The organism is Caulobacter sp. GW821-FHT11A05, from assembly GCF_058809015.1.
Genome location: NZ_JBXASF010000015.1, coordinates 79,101 through 96,879, shown reverse-complemented (window position 1 = coordinate 96,879; position 17,779 = coordinate 79,101). Strand labels below are relative to the sequence as shown.

At 70.2% G+C, this 17,779-nt stretch carries 16 protein-coding genes; 5 read left to right on the top strand and 11 right to left on the bottom strand.

From position 1 onward, the window contains the following. The first annotated feature begins 100 nt into the window (after positions 1–100). The 3 genes from AC1RSK_RS19375 to alaS are packed head-to-tail and all read left to right on the top strand — an operon-like array spanning position 101 to position 6,395. Positions 101–2,623 carry a polar localization protein TipN gene (locus tag AC1RSK_RS19375; protein WP_492909305.1) on the top strand — a complete coding sequence of 841 codons (2,523 nt, stop codon included), beginning with the start codon at positions 101–103 and terminating at the stop codon, positions 2,621–2,623. An 8-nt stretch (positions 2,624–2,631) separates the two neighbouring features. Then, complete coding sequence (locus tag AC1RSK_RS19370; protein WP_492909304.1) at positions 2,632–3,705, top strand: LacI family DNA-binding transcriptional regulator; 1,074 nt, start codon at positions 2,632–2,634, stop codon at positions 3,703–3,705. Between the two features lie 47 nt (positions 3,706–3,752). Further along, entirely contained in the window at positions 3,753–6,395 is a 2,643-nt protein-coding gene (alaS, locus tag AC1RSK_RS19365; protein WP_492909303.1) for an alanine--tRNA ligase, read from the top strand. A 184-nt stretch (positions 6,396–6,579) separates the two neighbouring features. Here the strand turns inward: alaS and AC1RSK_RS19360 are convergent, their stop codons facing one another. From AC1RSK_RS19360 to AC1RSK_RS19330, 7 genes are all read right to left on the bottom strand, one after another. Continuing rightward, positions 6,580–6,990 carry an endonuclease domain-containing protein gene (locus AC1RSK_RS19360; protein WP_492909302.1) on the bottom strand — a complete coding sequence of 137 codons (411 nt, stop codon included), beginning with the start codon at positions 6,988–6,990 and terminating at the stop codon, positions 6,580–6,582. Then, positions 6,983–7,387 (bottom strand): VOC family protein, encoded by a 405-nt coding sequence (locus AC1RSK_RS19355; RefSeq protein WP_492909301.1) that lies wholly within the window; start codon positions 7,385–7,387, stop codon positions 6,983–6,985. Before AC1RSK_RS19355 ends, AC1RSK_RS19360 begins: the two co-directional genes overlap by 8 nt. 5 nt (positions 7,388–7,392) lie before the next feature. Next, complete coding sequence (locus tag AC1RSK_RS19350) at positions 7,393–7,785, bottom strand: VOC family protein (protein ID WP_492909300.1); 393 nt, start codon at positions 7,783–7,785, stop codon at positions 7,393–7,395. A 57-nt stretch (positions 7,786–7,842) separates the two neighbouring features. Continuing rightward, positions 7,843–8,406 carry a DUF2939 domain-containing protein gene (locus AC1RSK_RS19345; RefSeq protein ID WP_492909298.1) on the bottom strand — a complete coding sequence of 188 codons (564 nt, stop codon included), beginning with the start codon at positions 8,404–8,406 and terminating at the stop codon, positions 7,843–7,845. A 63-nt stretch (positions 8,407–8,469) separates the two neighbouring features. Then, on the bottom strand, positions 8,470–10,320 hold the full coding sequence (locus AC1RSK_RS19340) for an alpha/beta fold hydrolase (protein ID WP_492909297.1): 1,851 nt from the start codon (positions 10,318–10,320) through the stop codon (positions 8,470–8,472). Positions 10,321–10,451: 131 nt separating this feature from the next. Then, a complete protein-coding gene (locus tag AC1RSK_RS19335) occupies positions 10,452–10,895 on the bottom strand; it encodes a GNAT family N-acetyltransferase (protein WP_492909296.1) in 444 nt (147 codons plus the stop codon). A 56-nt stretch (positions 10,896–10,951) separates the two neighbouring features. After that, entirely contained in the window at positions 10,952–12,169 is a 1,218-nt protein-coding gene (locus AC1RSK_RS19330) for an NADP-dependent isocitrate dehydrogenase (protein WP_492909295.1), read from the bottom strand. Positions 12,170–12,320: 151 nt separating this feature from the next. Between AC1RSK_RS19330 and AC1RSK_RS19325 the strand changes: the two genes are divergently transcribed. Next, complete coding sequence (locus tag AC1RSK_RS19325; protein ID WP_492909294.1) at positions 12,321–12,902, top strand: TetR/AcrR family transcriptional regulator; 582 nt, start codon at positions 12,321–12,323, stop codon at positions 12,900–12,902. Here AC1RSK_RS19325 and AC1RSK_RS19320 read toward each other — a convergent pair. Then, on the bottom strand, positions 12,899–13,594 hold the full coding sequence (locus AC1RSK_RS19320; protein WP_492909293.1) for a Crp/Fnr family transcriptional regulator: 696 nt from the start codon (positions 13,592–13,594) through the stop codon (positions 12,899–12,901). The genes AC1RSK_RS19325 and AC1RSK_RS19320 overlap by 4 nt on opposite strands. 245 nt (positions 13,595–13,839) lie before the next feature. Here AC1RSK_RS19320 and AC1RSK_RS19315 point away from each other — a divergent pair, with 245 nt between their 5' ends. Then, positions 13,840–14,889 carry an aldo/keto reductase gene (locus tag AC1RSK_RS19315; RefSeq protein ID WP_492909292.1) on the top strand — a complete coding sequence of 350 codons (1,050 nt, stop codon included), beginning with the start codon at positions 13,840–13,842 and terminating at the stop codon, positions 14,887–14,889. 7 nt (positions 14,890–14,896) lie between these two features. Here AC1RSK_RS19315 and AC1RSK_RS19310 read toward each other — a convergent pair whose 3' ends face one another. The 3 genes from AC1RSK_RS19310 to AC1RSK_RS19300 all read right to left on the bottom strand — a co-directional run bounded on the left by AC1RSK_RS19310 (position 14,897) and on the right by AC1RSK_RS19300 (position 17,256). Next, on the bottom strand, positions 14,897–15,397 hold the full coding sequence (locus AC1RSK_RS19310) for a pyridoxamine 5'-phosphate oxidase family protein (RefSeq protein ID WP_492909291.1): 501 nt from the start codon (positions 15,395–15,397) through the stop codon (positions 14,897–14,899). A 69-nt stretch (positions 15,398–15,466) separates the two neighbouring features. After that, positions 15,467–16,309 (bottom strand): DUF4440 domain-containing protein, encoded by an 843-nt coding sequence (locus AC1RSK_RS19305; protein WP_492909290.1) that lies wholly within the window; start codon positions 16,307–16,309, stop codon positions 15,467–15,469. Then, the gene (locus AC1RSK_RS19300) at positions 16,306–17,256 is read right to left on the bottom strand and encodes a CsgG/HfaB family protein (RefSeq protein WP_492909289.1); all 951 of its coding nucleotides are present in this window, start codon (positions 17,254–17,256) and stop codon (positions 16,306–16,308) included. Before AC1RSK_RS19300 ends, AC1RSK_RS19305 begins: the two co-directional genes overlap by 4 nt. Positions 17,257–17,779 lie beyond the last annotated feature (523 nt).

Genomic DNA, 17,779 nt, shown 5'->3' with positions numbered 1-17,779 from the left:
TCCCAGCACAATCACGTCTAGGTTTCTCCCGTTGCGCGAGGCATGGGGTCGGGGCCTTGGCGCAGGTTGGAGGTCCGGCTCCCAGGACGACGCTAAGCGCATGGCCAAGAAGCGCCCGACGCTCGATTTCACCCGCATCGCGCCGGAGGGGATCGTCCCGCGTTTCGAGCCCGCCCCGGACCAGCGCCTCGACGCGCCGCCGGTGCTTGAGGCTGACTTCGAGATCGTCAGCGCCCCCGCCGTCGAGATGGCGGTCGAGCCGCAATCCTTCACGCGCCCGTCTTCGCCGCCCCCATCCGCCGCGCCCCAGCCTTCGCCCCCCGAATCGGCGCTCACCCCACCGACGCCGGAACAGATCCTGCGGCCGACCGCCGAACCGCCGCTGCCGCCGGCCGTGCTGCAGCGCGCGCCCAAGGTGAAGGAGGCGGGCGGCGCCGCCGTCTGGGCGCTGGCCTGCGTGGTTTCGGCCGTCTGGGCGGCCGCGCCGCTCGCCTACGCCTTCGGCTACCGCCAGAATGTCGCCCCGTTGCAGAACGATCCGATGGCGATGACCGTCTTCGCCCTGCTGGCCATCGGGCCGTTGGCCCTGATCTGGATCGCCGCCTACCTGATGCGCCAGGGCCAGAAGCTGGGCGGCGAGATTCGCCGCACCCGCGACCTGGCCCAGACCATGGTCGGGCCCGCCGCCCTGGCCGCCGCCGAGGCCGGCACGGCCGTGGAGGGCATCCGCCACCAGATCGAAGCCGCCGCCGCCTCCGCCGCCGAGGCCCGCGACACCATGCTGGCCCTGCGCCAGGCGCTGGCCGAAGAGACCGAACGGCTGGCCGAGGCCGCCGCCGCCGCCGAACGCACCTCCCGCGAGCTGGCTGCCACCCTTGGCCGCCAGCGTGATTCGCTGGGCGCCCTCTCTGGCGAACTCGACGCCCGCTCGGCCGCCGTCTCCGACAGCATCTCGATGCAGGCCCGCATGGTCGCCGAGGCCTCCGACCTGGCCGAAACCCAGCTCCGCGAAGCCGAAGCCGCTCTGACCGCCCGCGCCGCCGACCTGGCCGCCGCCGCCGGTGAGGCCAGCGACGCCGCCCGCGTGGCCGGCGAGGACCTGGCCCGCCAGGTCGCCCGGCTGGAGACCGCCGGCGTCGGGGTCGGCGACCAGATGCGGCTGGTCGAGGCCGGCCTGTCGCAACAGCGCGCCAGCCTGGTCACCGTCAGCCACGCCATCCGCGCCGACCAGGAGGACTTCGCCGCCCAGGCCGAGACCCGCGCCGCCCAGCTGTCCGAATTCATGGCCCAGGCGACGATGAGCGCCTCGGAGCTGGGCGACACCGCCGCCCGCGGCGGCGAGGCCCTGCGCCACCTGATCGGCGAAGCCGCCAGCCAGATGTCGGCCTTGCTGGAGACCGCCGCCTCCGAACGCGAGGCCCTGACCGGCGAATCGCAGAACGCCCTCAACCTCTTGAGCGACGCCGCCGCCGGCGAACGGGCCCGCATGGAGCGCGACCTGCGCGAGTCCATCGACCGCCTGACCCAGGCCGCCCTCGACGCCAAGAACGCCGCCGAAGGCCACGCCGGGGCCGCCCAGGGTCGCGTCGACCAGTTGAACGAAGCCGCCTTCGCCGCCCACCAGAAGGCCGACGCCATCTTCCAGGCCCGCCTGGACGAGGCCCGCGACCTGATCGAATCCTCGGCCCAGATGGTCGAGCAGGCCGGCGCCCAGACCGCCGCCCGGCTGGAGGAGGGGGCCGCCTCGGCCAAGGCCACCCTGGCCGAGCTGCAGGCCCTGCTGGCCGATCTCGACGCCCGCACCCGCAGCCTGCCCGAACAGGCCCGCGCCCAGACCCAGCAGGTCACCGCCGCCGTTGACCGCGGCATGGCCGACCTGATGGAATCGGCGCGCCACACGGCCGAGGAAACCCAGGCCATCGACACCGCCTTCCAGGAACGGGTGCGCCGCAACTACGACATGCTGACCGATGCGGTGAAGCTGATGGGCGTCGTCGCCGGGGCGGCCAATCAGGCGACACCCGCCGCTCCCGCCACCCCGCCGCCGGCCTCCCTGCGCAGCCGCGAGATCAGCGGCGAGGCCGCCGCCCGCGAGGCCGGCCTGCGTCCCCGCCTGCGCCTGACGCCGACCGCCACCGACGAGGAGTTCCGCAGCGTCTTCGAAGCCGCCGGCGGCCGGGCCCCCGCCGAGCCGCCGCCGGAAGGCGAGGCCGGCTGGAGCTGGAAGGACCTGCTCTCGACCATCGACGGCGACGACAGCGACGCCGAGGGCCTGGCCGAACGCCTGCTCGGCGAGATCGAGGCCATGGGCATCGACCCGACGGCCCTCTTGCCCCGCAACCGCATCGACGAGCTGGCCGCCGCCGTCCAGACTCGCGACTACGGCGGCGCCCGCGAGGTGGTCCGCCGTCTGGCCCCCGCCGCCATCCGCCGTCTGGTCCGCCGGCTGTTCTCCGACGCCGCCCTGCGCGGCCAGACCGAACGCTACCTGCGCCGCTTCACCGGCATGCTGGACGAGGCGGCCGAGCGCGATCGCGGCGGCATGCTGGTCGCCAGCCTGCTGTCGTCCGACGCCGGCCGCGCCTGGTTGCTGCTTGACGCCGCCCACGGCGATCTGGTCTGACCCGCTAGATGCCGCCCAGGAAACCTGTCTCCGCCAATCCTGCCCAGGGGGGTGATGCCGACACCGGTTTCTCGCGCCGGCGGGCGACGATCAACGACGTCGCCCGGCTGGCCGGCGTCTCCAAAAAGACCGTCAGCCGAGTCATCAACGACAGCCCCTCGGTGCAGCAGGAGACCCGCGAGCGCATCGAGGCGGTCATCAAGCAGACCGGCTATGTGCCCGACCCCCAGGCCCGCGGCCTGGCCTTCCGCCGCTCGTTCCTGATCGGCCTGATCTACGACAACCCCAACCCGCAGTATGTCGTGAACATGCAGCTTGGCCTGCTCGATGCCATGCGCGGCAGCGGCTTCGAGCTGGTCGTCCACCCCTGCGACCGGGCCAGCCCGCCGCTGGTCGAGGACATCCGCAACTTCATCGAGCGCCAGAAGCTGTACGGCGTCGTCCTCACCCCGTCGGTCTCGGAAGACGAGCGCATCGCCGAGATGCTGCGCGAGATCGGCTGCGCCTATATCCGCGTCGCCTCGGTCTCACTCGACGCCCCCGGCCACATGATCGAGACCCAGGACCGGCTCGGCGGCCTGGCCGCCGCCCGCCACCTGGCTGAGCTGGGTCACAAGCGCATCGGCTTCATCTCCGGCGTCGCCACCTTCCGCTCCAGCGCCGAGCGGCGCTCGGGCCTGCAGGAAGGCCTCGCCGAGCACGGCCTCAGCCTCGATCCGGCGCTGGTCGCCGAGGGCGCCTACACCTTCGAGTCCGGCCTTGAGTGCGCCAGGGCCTTGCTGAGCAAACAGGATCGCCCGACCGCCATCTTCGCCGGCAACGACGAGATGGCCGCCGGCGCGCTGCATGCCGCCCGCGAGCTCGGCCTGTCGGTGCCGGGCGACGTCTCCATCGTCGGCTACGATGACTTCCAGATCGCCAGCCGCGTCTGGCCGCCGCTGACCACCGTCCGCACCCCAACCCGCCGGATCGGCCAGATGGCGGCTGAAAAGCTGATGGGCAAAGAGGCCGCCGAACCGGCCCCGGAAGACCGTCTGCCGACGATCGTGGTGCGCCAATCCAGCGGCCCGCCGCCGCAATAGCGTAAATCGCTGTTCCACTCTTCCGCGTCGCACACTAGATACGCCGCATGAAGAGCCTGAACGATATCCGCGCCACCTTCCTCGACTACTTCGGCAAGGCCGGTCACACCGTCACGCCGTCGGCTCCGCTCGTTCCGCAGAACGACCCGACGCTGCTGTTCGTCAACGCCGGCATGGTGCCGTTCAAGAACGTCTTCACCGGCGCCGAGACCCCGCCCAGCCCGCGCGCGGCCAGTTCGCAGAAGTGCGTCCGCGCCGGCGGCAAGCACAACGACCTCGACAACGTCGGCTACACCGCCCGCCACCACACCTTCTTCGAGATGCTGGGCAACTTCTCGTTCGGCGACTACTTCAAGGAACAGGCGATCGACCACGCCTGGACCCTGCTGACCCGCGACTTCGCCCTGCCCAAGGACAAGCTGACGGTCACCGTCTACCACACCGACGACGAGGCGGCCGCGCTGTGGAAGAAGATCGCCGGCCTGTCGGACGAGCGCATCATCCGCATCCCGACCAACGACAACTTCTGGTCCATGGGCGACACCGGCCCCTGCGGCCCGTGCTCGGAAATCTTCTACGACCACGGCGACCACATCTGGGGCGGCCCGCCCGGCAGCCCGGAACAGGATGGCGACCGCTTCGTCGAGATCTGGAATCTCGTCTTCATGCAGTTCGAGCAGCACGCCGACGGCACGCGGACCAGCCTGCCCAAGCCCTCGATCGACACCGGCATGGGGCTGGAGCGGATCGCGGCGGTCATGCAGGGCGTGCACGACAACTATGACACCGACCTCTTCAAGACCCTGATCGCGGCCAGCGTCGACCTGACCGGCGTCAAGGCCGAGGGTGACCGCGCCCCCAGCCACCGGGTCATCGCCGACCACCTGCGCACCAGCGCCTTCCTGATCGCCGATGGCGTCACGCCGTCGAACGAGGGCCGCGGCTACGTCCTGCGCCGGATCATGCGCCGGGCCATGCGCCACGCCCACCTGCTGGGCGCCGAAGAGCCGCTGATGCACCGCCTGGTTCCGACCCTGACCGCCGAGATGGGCGGGGCTTACGGCGAGCTGCGCCGGGCCGAGCCGGCCATCATCGACACCCTGCGCCAGGAGGAGGAGCGGTTCCGCCGCACGCTCGGCCGTGGCATGGGCCTGCTCGACGAGGCGACCGCCAATCTGGCCGAGGGCGGCGTGCTGTCGGGCGATGTGGCCTTCAAGCTCTACGACACCTACGGCTTCCCGCTCGACCTGACCCAGGACGCCGTGCGCGCCAAGGGGCTGACCGTTGATACGGACGGCTTCGACGCCGCCATGAAGGACCAGCAGGACAACAGCCGCGCCAACTGGAAGGGCTCGGGCCAGAAGTCGGCCGCGGCCGCCTGGTTCGCCGTGCGTGACGAGGTCGGGGCCAGCGAGTTCACCGGCTACGACAGCGTCGATGGGACCGGCAAGGTCCTGGCCCTGCTGATCGACGGCGCGGCCGTGGAAGCGGCCGCCTCCGGCGAGACCGTCCAGGCCGTCTTCGACCAGACCCCCTTCTATGCCGAGAGCGGCGGCCAGGCCGGCGACAAGGGCGTCGTCGAATGGGACGGCGGCTCGGGCGAGGTGCTCGACGTCCAGAAGCAGGCCGGCGACCTGTTCGTCCACGACATCAAGGTGCTGAGCGGTTCGCTGACCGTCGGTGCGGCGGCGGCGCTGCATGTCGACCCGCCGGCCCGCCAGGCGACCCGCGCCAACCACTCGGCCACCCACCTGCTGCATGCGGCTCTCCGCCATGTGCTGGGCCCGCACGTCAGCCAGAAGGGCCAGATGGTCGACGGCGAACGCATCCGCTTCGACTTCAGCCACGGCGGTCCGCTGACCGCCGGCGAGATCGCGCGGATCGAGGATGAGGTGAACACCGTCGTCCTGCAGAACATCGCCTCCGAGACCAAGCTGATGAAGCCGGAAGAGGCCATCGAGGCCGGGGCCATGGCCCTCTTTGGCGAGAAGTACGGCGACGAGGTCCGCGTCCTCACCCTCGGCCGCGCGCTGGACGGGGAGGGGACCTATTCGGTCGAACTGTGCGGCGGCACCCACGTCTCGCGCACCGGCGACATCGGGCTGTTCAAGGTGGTGTCGGAAGGCGGCATCGCCGCCGGCATTCGCCGCATCGAGGCCCTGACCGGCGACGCGGCTCGCAAGTGGCTGGAAGGCCAGGCGGGCGTCGCCACCGGTCTGGCCGAGAAGTTCAAGGTGCCGGTCGGTGAAGTCGCCGCCCGCGTTGAGGCCCTCGAGGGCCAGCGCAAGGCGCTCGAAAAGGCCCTGGCCGACGCCAAGAAGGCGCTGGCCCTGGGCGGCGGCGGTTCGGCGGCGTCCGGACCTGAGGATGTCGGCGGCGTCGCCTTCATCGGCCGGGTGCTGGACGGCGTCGGCGGCAAGGACCTGCGGGGCCTGGTCGAGGACTTCAAGAAGCAGGTCGGCTCGGGCGTCGTCGCCCTGGTCGGCGTCTCCGACGGCAAGGCGGCGGTGGCCGTCGCCGTGACGTCTGACCTGGTCGGCCGTTTCAACGCCGCGGACCTCGCCAAGGCCGCCGTCATCGCCATGGGCGGCCAAGGCGCCGGCGGCAAACCCGACTTCGCCCAAGGTGGCGCCCCTGACGACAGCAAGGCGGCGGACGGCGTCGCGGCGGTGAAGGCGGCGCTGGGTTAGAACCCCGGGCGGGCTCGGAAAATCCTCCTTCGGCGCGAAGCGACGGGGGAGGGGGACCGCCGCCGAAGGCGGTGGTGGAGGGGGCAGCACCGGCCCTCGACGATGACCATAAACGCCGTCGTCGCCGTCCGCGCCAGAACGCGGCCAATCCCATCCGCCGGCGCTGCCCCCTCCACCCCCGGCCCTAAGTCGGGCCGGCGGTCCCCCTCCCCCGTGGCGCTTCGCGCCCCGAAGGAGGATTTTCGCGGTCGCCGACAGCGGCGAAGATGGTCAGGACGGCGGAATCCATGTCTCCGAGGACCAAGGAAGCAGGCAGGCGGAGCACACCAAACCCCTGGTCGGTCAGCCAACGGTCGCGCGCCCTATCCCGCTCAGGTTGGTCCCCGAAGTGGTGTGACTGCCCGTCGACCTCAATAATCAGACGACAGGCGCCGCAGTAGAAATCCGCAACATAGGGACCGATCGGCTGCTGACGCCGAAAGCGTATGCCCTCGAACTTCCGGCTTCGCAGTACCTGCCAGAGCAAGACTTCCGGCAGGCTCATCTCCCGCCTCAACGACCGCGCCAGAGCGATGGTCGTCCGCCGGCTACGCATGATCTCCCGCAGCCCGATAAAACGCCGACAGCTTGTTCCCCGTCGGGTCGCGCACGTACGCCAGGTAATACCCCTCGCCATACGCCGCCCTCGGCCCCGGCGGCCCCTCACAGCTACCGCCGTGCGCCAGCGCCGCTGCGTGAAACGCATCGACCTCCGCTTCCGACTCCGCATGCAGCCCGATCATCACGCCATTGCCCGCCCGCGCCGGCTGCTCGTCGAACGGCGGGCAGATCAGGACCGTGCCGTGATCGTCGCCCTCAGGCCCATAGCCGGCCCAGCCGTTCTGCAGCCAGACCCGCCCTATGCCGAGCGCGCCAAGCACCGGATCGTAGAAGGCCACCGCCTGCTCCAGGTCGTTGCAGCCGATGGTGAGATAGCTGACCACCTTGCGCATGGCCGTTACGCGGCCGCGAACAGCGCGATCTTGTTGCCAGTCGGGTCGCGCAGGTAGGCGCCATAGAAGCCCGGCGTTCCCGGCGGACGGTGCCCAGGCCCGCCCTCGTCCGTGCCGCCATTGGCCATGCCCGCCGCATAGGCGGCGTCGACCTCGGCCGCGGTCTTGGCCTGGTAGGCGACCATGATGCCGTTGCCGGCCCGGGCCGGCTGGCCGTCGAAGGGGGGGCAGATGGCGGTGTGGCAGTCGGCGAAGCCCTCGCCGCCGCCCTTGGGGCCGTAGCCGATCCAGCCGCCGCCCTCGGTCCGCCGGTCATGGCCCAGCGCGTCGAACAGTGCGTCGTAGAACTTGCCCGACTGCTCGCTGTCGAGCGCGCCGATGGTGACGTAGCCGATCATGAGAACCTCCCGTATCTGATCGGGAGACCTTACGCCCAAACGTGAACAAAACAAGAACTATCGTTCGCCCTCAGGCAGCTGCACATGGACCAGTTTCCAGACAAACAGGCTGCGCCGCTCGAAGGTCAGCAGGGTCACCTTCTCCGGCTCACCCGGCCGTTTGACCGCGAAGCGCACCCGCTCAAGCCCGAAGTAGGCGACGCCCGGCCAGGGGCCGCTGACCAGGCCCTTGGCGCCGCTCATCAGGCTGCCGTCCGGCTTGGCCTCCGGCGGCGCGCCGCCCGGCGGATAGCCGCGCAGCACGTCGCCCAGGCCGGCTACGGTGACATAGCGGTCGACCTTCGGCGGCTGCGGGGCGACGTCCTTCCAGGCCCGTTTGATGGCCCCGACCGGGTCCTGCCAGATGGTCGGCGGCTCGGCGGTGCGGGTCGTATCGGGGTCGAGCTGGCCGGCCAGACTCTTGCGCACGGCCGGGAAGTCGACGAGCTGGCTCATCGCCTGCACGTCCTCGGCCACGGTCGCGGCCCTTAAGGCCCGGTAGCTGTAGAAGGGCGCCGCCACGAAGGCGATGGCGAAGATCGCCAGGGCGAGCAGGACGATCCGGAAGAGGCTGTTGCGCATGGCCCCATTTAAGAGGGCCAAACCGCGCCTCCCGCAAGCTCTCTCCATCCAGGCGGGAACCCGTCAACCGGGCGGTCGGCATTCGGCCAGGGTACGGGCCACCAGGTCGGCATGGCTCATGGCCATCAGGCGGCCGGCGTCCTCGACCCAGTCGAAGCGGGCCTCCGGCAGAATCTCGCGCCAGACGGCGAAGGTCCGGGCCGGGTCGTGCAGGAAGTCGTGGCGGCTGAGCAGCACCCGCCAATGGGCGGCGCCGGCCAGCGGCGGGCTGGTCCAGCGGCCCATGGCTCTCTGCTCGGCCACATAGCCGGCCACCCGCCCGGTGCCGAACAGCCGAAAGCCGCGCCCGTGGTCGGCCAGGTTCCGCGGGTCGGCGAAGGTCGCCATGTCGAACGGACTGCCCTCGACGCTCTTGAGCATGATCCGCCTGACCCGGTCGGGCGACAGGTTGGCCCCGATCAGCCGGGCCAGGCCCTCGATCAGGTCCGGATGGCGCAGAAAGGCTTCCTGCATCGCCCCCATCGGGCCGCGTCGCCGGTCGTGCGAGGCGCTGGAGGGGTCGGGATTGACCAGCAGCACCCGGCCCATCAGGCCCGGCGCCTCGCGCGCCAGGGCGACGGCGACCTGGGCCCCGCCACGGCCGAGGATGTCGATGCGCTCGAGTTTCAGATGCGCCAGCAGCAGGCGCACATCGTCGACGGCGGCGCCGAACGGATCGGCCCGCCCCCGCGCCTTGTCGGGGTGGGGGTCGGTCAGGCCGAAACCCGGCCGGTCGAGGCTGAGCGGCCGGAAGCCCTGGGCCTGCAGGGCGGCGACCAGCCGGCTCGACTGCGGCCGCGAGGCGGAACTGGAGTGCAGCACCAGCACCGGCCGGCCGGAGCGGGGGCCGTAGTCGCTGTAGGCGACCTGCGAGCCGTCGGGGCGCCGCAGCAGGCCGAGCGGCTCCATCCGGTCGGTGTCCAGCTGGGCCTCGCCGTGGGTGGCGTCGGTGATCAGGGCCAGGGCACGGGCCTCGGTGACGGCCCGGGCCAGGCCGGCGGCCGAATGCACGCCCATGACCTCGAAGACGACCTCCAGCTCCTTCTTGGCGGTGGCCTCGGAGATGCCGGCCGCTGAGGCCGCCTCGGCCCGGGTCAGGCCCTCGGCGATGCGCAAGGCCAGACTGGCCTGGCGGGGCGACAGGCCCCAGACGTCGGTCAGCTCGGCGGCGCCGGCTTCGCCCTGCGGCCAGATGCCGAAGGAGAGCCGCACCAGCCGTTCGATGAAGCCGGTGATGCGCGGCGCCCCGACCCGCTTCATGGCGTCGAAGGCCACCTTGCGGGCGGTCTGGTAGGAGACCCCGGCCTGCTGGGCCGCGCCGCGCACGTCGCCGGTCCGCACCAGGCCGATGGCGACGCGGGTCTGCAGGTCGGTCAGGCCGAAGGCCCGGCAGACATCGCCCAGCACCTGGGCCGCCGACAGGGCGCCGACGACGAGGATCACGGCGGCGGCCCGGCCATCCTCCAGGGCGGCCAGGGCCTCGTCGGGCAGGGCCCAGTCGAGGGCCAGCGGGGCGGCGGCATAGAGGGCGGTCGAGCGACCGGCGGCGGCTGCGCCGTGGTCGATCAGCACCGTGCGTCGCCCGCCCCCGGCGATCACGCTGGCCAGCACCTCGCTGTCCGGCGCGCCATCCGCGAAGGCCTGGCGCCAGGCGGGGTTGGCGAACAGGGCGGCGCCCTGGCGGTCGACCACCGCAACGCCCAGCCGCTCGGCCCGCAACAGGGCGAAGGCCATGCCCGGACCGCCGAGATCCTTGGCGAAGTCGCGCGAGCCGGAGCGCAGCACCTCGATGACGGCCGCGGACTCGTTGAGCCACGGCTCGATTGAGCGGCCGGCCAGGGTCTGGTCTTCGGAGAGGGGAGTCTGGCGATCCACCCGGGCCTCAGCAGCGACGGTGGCGCGGGGGGACTGGACGCAACATGACGGAACTCTGTCGGTGATCGCCGGCGACTGGACGGAGTTTGGCAGAGGTCGAGAGGCGGATCACGCCGTTTCTTCGCCGGGCCTTATCGGCGGTACTGGATGAACCCGCTGGCCTTGGCGACGCGGTCGTAAAGAGCCTGGGCCGTGGTGTTGCTCTCGTGGGTCATCCAGTAGACGCGGGCGGCGCCCAGGGCGTCGGCGCGGGCGTAGACCGCCTCGATCAGCGCCCGGCCGGCCCCCGACCCGCGCACCGCCGGATCGACGAAGAGGTCGCCCAGATAGCAGTAGGGGCTCAGCGACCAGGTGGAGGCATGCAGCACGCACTGCACCAGGCCGATCACGGCGCCGTCCCGCTCGGCGACCAGTGCGAACATCGGCGAGGCCGGATCGAGCAGGCGCTGGAAGGTCGCCTCGGTCACCTCCGGCGCGACGCTCGACTGGTAGAAGTCGAGATAGCCGGCCCACAGCCGCGCCCAGGCCGGCCGGTCGGCGGCGGTCAGGTCGCGGATCGTTCCGGTGAAGGCCATTGCGGGTCTCGGAAATGAACAAGGGCGGCTGGATGATCCAGCCGCCCCGTTGTCGTCTAGGCCTTGGCCATCGCGACTTTAAGGTTCTCGTCGACCTTGTCGAGGAAACCTTCGGTGGTCAGCCAGCTCTGCTTGTCGCCGACCAGCAGCGCCAGGTCCTTGGTCATGAAGCCGGCCTCGACGGTGTCGATGCAGACCTTTTCCAGGGTGTGGGCGAAGGTGGCCAGGGCGTCGTTGTCGTCCAGCTTGGCGCGGTGGGCGAGGCCCCGGGTCCAGGCGAAGATCGAGGCGATCGAGTTGGTCGAGGTCGACTGGCCCTTCTGGTGCTGGCGGTAGTGGCGGGTGACGGTGCCGTGGGCGGCCTCGGCCTCGACGGTCTGGCCGTCGGGGGTCAGCAGCACCGAGGTCATCAGGCCCAGCGACCCGAAGCCCTGGGCGACGATGTCCGACTGCACGTCGCCGTCGTAGTTCTTGCAGGCCCAGACATAGCCGCCCGACCACTTGAGGGCCGAGGCCACCATGTCGTCGATCAGCCGGTGCTCGTAGGTGCCACCGAACTTGTCGAACTCGGCCTTGAACTCGGCGTCGAAGATCTCCTGGAAGATGTCCTTGAAGCGGCCGTCGTAGGCTTTCAGGATCGTATTCTTCGTCGACAGATAGACCGGGTACTGGCGGGCCAGGCCGTAGGAGAAGCTGGCGCGGGCGAAGTCGCGGATCGAGTCGTCGAGGTTGTACATCGCCATGGCGACGCCGGCGCTCGGGGCGTCAAAGACTTCCTTCTCGATGACCTGGCCGTCTTCACCGACGAACTTGATGGTCAGCTTGCCGGGGCCGGGGAACAGGAAGTCGGTGGCGCGGTACTGGTCGCCGAAGGCGTGGCGGCCGACGATGATCGGCTGGGTCCAGCCGGGCACCAGGCGCGGCACGTTCTGGCAGATGATCGGCTCGCGGAAGATGACGCCGCCCAGGATGTTGCGGATGGTGCCGTTGGGGCTCTTCCACATCTTCTTGAGCTTGAACTCTTCGACCCGCTGCTCGTCCGGGGTGATGGTGGCGCATTTGACGGCCACGCCGTGACGCTTGGTGGCGTTGGCGGCGTCGATGGTCACCTGGTCGTCGGTGGCGTCGCGGTGCTCGATCGACAGGTCGTAGTAGTCGAGCTCGAGGTCGAGGTAGGGGAAGATCAGCTTATCCTTGATGAGCTTCCAGATGATGCGGGTCATTTCATCGCCGTCCATGTCGACGACAGGATTGGCGACCTTGATCTTGGCCATGGGTGGGGAGTCTCCCGAGGGGTTGGCGCGCTGAAAGACGAGGGGACACAGGCCGTCTCGTCCCGCGCGAGGCGGGGAGGGCTATAACCCCGATTGCCGCCGGGTCCAACAGCGCGCTTGCGCAAGGGCCCCGGGCAGGTATGAGCGATACATGCCGCTGGACCAGCAGACCGCCGCCGCCGAGGACCAGAGGGTGCTGGACGCCGCCCGCATGGCCTTCGCGGCGCGGGGCTTCGAGGGCGCAGATCTGGCGGAGATTGCGGCCGGGGCGGGGACGTCGGTGGCGGCGCTGTCGGGTCGCTACCCCGACAAGAAGGCGCTGTTCACCGCCGTCCTGGTCTCCCTGGAGAAGGCCTTCGACGCCCACTGCCGCGCCGCGTCCTCGGACCTGGCGGCCGAGCCCATGACGCTGATCCTGGCCGGCTGCCGGGCGGCGCTCGAATTCAGTGGCCGGCGGGACTTCGCGCGCATTGTCATGATCGAAGGGCCCGGCGTGCTGGGGGCCGAGGAATGGGAGCGGATCGATCATGGGCTCGGTTTGCCGACCCTGCGTCAGGGTCTGCGCAACCTGGCGCCGCACGCCAATGAGACTGCCGTGCGCCCGATGGCGGTGATGATCATGGGGGCGCTGAACGAACTGATCCTGGCCCTGGCCAGGGGCGAGAAGGGCGTCGCGGTCGATGACAGCCTGGCGGTGCTGGAGCGGCTCCTGCGGGCCTGGGCCAGCCGCTAGTCGAACGAGGCCGGCAGCAGCCGCTCATAGATGCCGCGCACGGCGCCATAACATTCGCAAGCTACCGCCTCCAGGCCGTTGCGGTCGAGGATGTCGACGACGCCTCGGCGATAGCGGATCAGGCCCTTGGCCTGCAGACTGCCGGCCACGGCGGTGACGGTGGTCCGCTGGACGCCCAGCATGTCGGCCAGGAACTCCTGGGTCAGGCTGACGGTGTCGCCGTCGATACGGTCGCGGCAGGACAGCAGCCAGCGGCCGAAACGGGCCTCCACCGAATGCAGGGCGTTGCAGGCCACCGAATGGACGGCGTGGCCGAACAGGGCGTCGTTGTGGCGATCGACCAGGGCCATCAGGGCCGGACTGCGCTTGCAGCACTGCTGGAAGGCGGACGCCGAGATGCGCGAGGCCGAACCGGCGATCTGGATGACCGCCCGCGACAGCGCCGCCCGTGGGCCCAGCGCCGTCATCAGTCCGAAGGCGCCCTCGCGGCCGATGGTCACCGACTCGATGGCCGCGCCGCTGTGCATCAGGGTCAGCAGGGAGATGACGCAGTCGTGCGGGAAGTATACCGTCTCGATGGGATCGCCCGGCTCGTAGAGCAGGCGGCCCTTCTCCATGTCGACGGATGAAAGCTGTGCCGAGAGCAGGGCGAAGTCGTCGGGCGGCAGGCTGGCAAGCAGGCGGTTTTTCAAGCGTGGTGAACTCGTCATGGCGAATCGAAACGCCGTTACCGCGGCGGGGGTTGCAAGCTATCGGGAGGAAGAAGCAAGCACTGTCAGTTGGTCGACATAGTTCAGGCGGGTATCGGTGTTTCCGGTCCTGCAACAAAGTGTCGGCGGCGAAATCCGGCCACTCGATAGTTCATGCGGCTGTCGGGCGCCCGACACGGACATCATTCAACAACACTCAAATTGGGCGAATCCCTCGGAGAATACTCATGAAGTACCGCCGCCTCGGCCGCACCGGCCTCTATGTTTCCGAGATCTGCCTCGGCGCCATGACCTTCGCCGAGGAGAGCGCCGGCATGTGGGGCGCGATCGGGGCCGTGGCCCAGCCGGGCGTCGACGCCATGGTCGAGCGGGCGCTGGCCGCCGGGGTCAATTTCATCGATACGGCCGACGTCTATTCGATGGGGCAGTCGGAGCGGCTGGTCGGCGCCGCCCTGCGCAACCTGGGGGTCAAGCGCAGCGACGTGGTGATCGCCACCAAGGTCTATGGCGAGATGGGTCGCGGGCCCAACGACCGGGGCGCCTCGCGCGGCCACATCATGGACGGGGTCAAGGCCAGCCTGGACCGCATGGGGCTGGACCACATCGACCTGTTCCAGATCCACGCCAACGATCCGATCACCCCCGTCGAGGAGACCCTGCGGGCGCTGGACGACCTGGTGAGCCAGGGGCTGGTCCGCTACATCGGCTGCTCCAACTGGCAGGCCTGGAAGATGATGAAGGCCCACGGGATCAGCGACCGCATGGGCTATGCGCGGTTCGAGAGCGTCCAGGCCTACTACTCCATCGCCGGCCGCGACCTGGAGCGCGACATCGTGCCGATGCTGGAGGACCAGCAGATGGGGCTGATGGTCTGGTCGCCGCTGGCCGGCGGCCTGCTGTCGGGCAAGTTTGGGCCCGACAGCGAGGGGCCGGAGGGGGCGCGCCGGGCCTCGTTCGACTTCCCGCCGGTCAACCGCGACCGGGCCTGGCCCTGCGTCGCCGCCATGCGGACGATCGCGGACGCGCGCGGCGTCTCGGTGGCCCGCATCGCCCTGGCCTATGTGCTCAGCCGCCCGTTCGTCACCACGGTGATCGTCGGGGCCAAGACCAACGAACAGCTCGATGACAACCTGGCTGCGGCCGAGATCGAGCTGACGGCCGAGGAGCTGAAGGCGCTGGACGAGGTCTCGGCCCTGCCGCCGGAGTATCCGGGCTGGATGCTGTCCCGCCAGGGCGGCAGCCGCGAGCCGCGGCCGTTCAAGCCGAAGACGGCGTAGGCGGAGCCTAGTTCAGCGTCACGTCCGCGCGCCCGCCGAGCGCGGGCTCGCGGCCGGTCGCGTTGGCCCGGGCCACCTCCCACATGTACTTCACCGGGCCGGCGTCGCTGATCCACACCCGGGCGTCATGGCATTTGAGGCGCAGCAGCCGCAGGTCCGGGTCGTCCTTGCCCTCCGGGTACCAGGCGGCGACCATCATGCTCCACCATTGAGCGATCTTCTCGCGATCCATCTCGACGGTCAGCTCACCGCCGATGCAGGCTTGGCATTCACGGTCCCGGGCCTGGACGATGAACATCGCCTGGCGCGCGCCGCGGCTGACCTCGCGGGCCAGGTCCGTCTCGGCCCGGGTGAAGAACCAGATCTCGCCGGCCTCGGGCGCGGTGAAGGCGGTCATCGGCTGGAAATGCTGCGGCGGGCCGTCGACGATGCCGACCATGCCGATGTGCGCCTTCTCGATCTCCGCCCAGAGGCGTTTCTCGATCGCGTCAGGGGTGTCGGTGGACATGGGACCTCCTGCGAGTTTGTCGCAAGAGAATGCCGGTCACCCATCAGGTGTTCCGGCCGCCGGGCGATTTTAGGCGGCGGGCAGGGCGATCTGGTGGTCGACGAGGATGGACCAGGTCTTGCCGGTCCGGGCCCACACCCTCACGTAGTGGCCGCGCCGGGCCTTGCCGTCCTGCGTCCAGCGGGTCTCGCCCCAACTGTAGGCCAGGTCGCCGCTCTTGGACATTGCCCCGCCCAGGTAGCTGGCCTGCACGGCCGTCGGATCCTTGGCCAACAGGGCCCGCGCGGCGTCCTTGCCGGTGGCCGGCGCGGCGCCCGCGCGGATCACCCGGGCCGACTTGTCCAGCCTGGCGGCGATGGTCGTGGCCGTGTCGCGCGACAGGCCGTCGGCCAGCACAGCCTCGAGGCCCGCCGGCGTGACCGCCGACGGCTCGCCGCCGGTCAGCAGATGGGTCTCGGGCGGCGTCGGCGAGGCCGTGTAGAGGTTCGGCGTGCCGGGCGTGCCGCGATCGAGCACGAACTTCCAGCCGCCATCGGGCTGCCTGGCCCAGACGGTCAGGTAGTAGCCGGGATCGACCCCGTCCTTGGTCGTCCACTGCGACGGGCCAGAGGCGAAGGCCAGGTCGGCGCCGCTCGACACCACCACGAAGTCCGGCCGCCATTCGATCAGGCCCGGCCAGGTGGCTTTGGCCAGGTAGTCGCTGGCGACGATCGGCTCGGGCAGGAACATGATCACGCCCGGCGCGGCGAACTCCCGGAAGGCCGGGACATTGCCGATCTCGGCCGCTCGCTTGGCGAAGGCCGCCTCGGCCGCGACCACGCTCTGGGCGTCGCCGAGCTCGGCGCTGATCGCGCCGCCGCACAGCGCCAGCCCGAGGACCAGCGCCGTCAGGCTTGCGTTCAGAGCCCTCATCGCGGGCTCGCGAAGGCGCTGCTCATCCAGCCCCGGTTGCCGTTCTCGTCATCGACCTCCATCCAGACGCCGTTGCGGGCCCCGGTCGGATAGACCAGCACGCCCTGGCGCAGGGTGTAGACGATGGCGGCCTGCGGCGAGGGGCCCTTGCGCAGCTTGACCTCGGCGGTGGTCACCTGGGCGACCGGGCCGGCGTTGGCCTTGGCCTCGGCCCCGCCGGCGACGTTGCCGCCCTGGATGTAGTCGACCAGGTCGACGAAGGCGTTGAAGTAGGCGGCGCTGATGATCTTGCCGATGTCGGTGTCGCTGTAGCCGCCGCCGACCGCGCCGATCAGCCCGCCCAGGCCGGCGCCGCCGGCGCCAGCGCTGAAGGAGATGTCCTTCTTCTTGGCCGTGCCCTCGGCGACGTAGACCTGTTCGGTGGTGCGGCTGTCGACCAGGGTGATCAGCGCCTGGGCTTCGATGTTCTTGGTGCGGATGCCGCCGACGATGCCGCCCACGGTGCCGCCGATCAGGCCGCCGGCCACGCCGGCCACGTTGCCGCCGCCGGTGTTCTCATCGGCGTTGGCCAGGTCGGGGATGATGAAGTAGTCGGCCGCCTTGACCGTGCCGCGGCCGATGCCGCTGTCACGGCGCAGCTCGCCCGATTCCGACAGCTCGCGCTCGCCCTGGCGCATCGCCAGGCCGGCCCCGCGGTCGACCACCCGCAGGCAGTTGGAGCGCGAGGCGAACAACTTCAGCAGCTTCTCGGGGTTGGAGAGGCCGTAGGACCGCCACCATTGCACTTCCGGCTCCTGGATGGCGACTGTGGCGATGGGCGCGGCGCAGCGCGGCAGTTCCGGCGTCGCCGCCTTGGGCGCGGGCTTGGCGCCGTACTGGGCGTAGGCCGGCGCGGACAGGGCCGCGGTCATCCCGATGGCCAGGACGGTGGCGATGATCTTGCGCATGATGGTTCCCCAGATGGTTGCGCGAACGGTAGTCGCTGAACCTTACGCAGGCAATCGCTCAGCGGTTTGCCGCGGATGAAGAATTCGAGAGATCGGGGCCGCTGGAGGGTGGTTTATCGAAGCGGAACCATTATAGCACGGATTGAGCGGTGTGGTTTGGAAAATACGCTGTATTTTCAGTGTATTATGACCCATGCGAGACCAATCGGAGGTCGGCCTGGGAGGCCGTTTCGACCGGGGTGGAACCACCCGGCGACCACCGTGGCGCTTGCGCCAGGGAAGGCACGCGGTCTTTGGGCGACACGCGGCGCCGGCAGGACTTTTGAATCCTGGGTATGGTCGGGGCAGGGGGGTGGAATGCACAAGTTGGCGTTTGTGAGTTCGCCTCTGGTCTCCCTTCTCCCCTCGTGGGAGAAGGTGGCCCGAAGGGCCGGTTGAGGGGGCTCACCGACCTCCGACACAGCTTGTCCACACCGCCTCGACGCAGCTTACAGACCTATCGACCCCTCATCCGTCGCTTCGC

Coding starts and splice junctions, on each gene's coding strand:
- AC1RSK_RS19325 (WP_492909294.1), top strand. CDS start 12,321: ATGCCGCTGGACCAGCAGACCGCCGCCGCCGAGGACCAGAGGGTGCTG.
- AC1RSK_RS19375 (WP_492909305.1), top strand. CDS start 101: ATGGCCAAGAAGCGCCCGACGCTCGATTTCACCCGCATCGCGCCGGAG.
- AC1RSK_RS19355 (WP_492909301.1), bottom strand. CDS start 7,387: ATGCGCAAGGTGGTCAGCTATCTCACCATCGGCTGCAACGACCTGGAG.
- AC1RSK_RS19370 (WP_492909304.1), top strand. CDS start 2,632: ATGCCGCCCAGGAAACCTGTCTCCGCCAATCCTGCCCAGGGGGGTGAT.
- alaS (WP_492909303.1), top strand. CDS start 3,753: ATGAAGAGCCTGAACGATATCCGCGCCACCTTCCTCGACTACTTCGGC.
- AC1RSK_RS19330 (WP_492909295.1), bottom strand. CDS start 12,169: ATGGCCAAGATCAAGGTCGCCAATCCTGTCGTCGACATGGACGGCGAT.
- AC1RSK_RS19360 (WP_492909302.1), bottom strand. CDS start 6,990: ATGCGTAGCCGGCGGACGACCATCGCTCTGGCGCGGTCGTTGAGGCGG.
- AC1RSK_RS19305 (WP_492909290.1), bottom strand. CDS start 16,309: ATGAGGGCTCTGAACGCAAGCCTGACGGCGCTGGTCCTCGGGCTGGCG.
- AC1RSK_RS19335 (WP_492909296.1), bottom strand. CDS start 10,895: ATGGCCTTCACCGGAACGATCCGCGACCTGACCGCCGCCGACCGGCCG.
- AC1RSK_RS19345 (WP_492909298.1), bottom strand. CDS start 8,406: ATGCGCAACAGCCTCTTCCGGATCGTCCTGCTCGCCCTGGCGATCTTC.
- AC1RSK_RS19350 (WP_492909300.1), bottom strand. CDS start 7,785: ATGATCGGCTACGTCACCATCGGCGCGCTCGACAGCGAGCAGTCGGGC.
- AC1RSK_RS19300 (WP_492909289.1), bottom strand. CDS start 17,256: ATGCGCAAGATCATCGCCACCGTCCTGGCCATCGGGATGACCGCGGCC.
- AC1RSK_RS19315 (WP_492909292.1), top strand. CDS start 13,840: ATGAAGTACCGCCGCCTCGGCCGCACCGGCCTCTATGTTTCCGAGATC.
- AC1RSK_RS19310 (WP_492909291.1), bottom strand. CDS start 15,397: ATGTCCACCGACACCCCTGACGCGATCGAGAAACGCCTCTGGGCGGAG.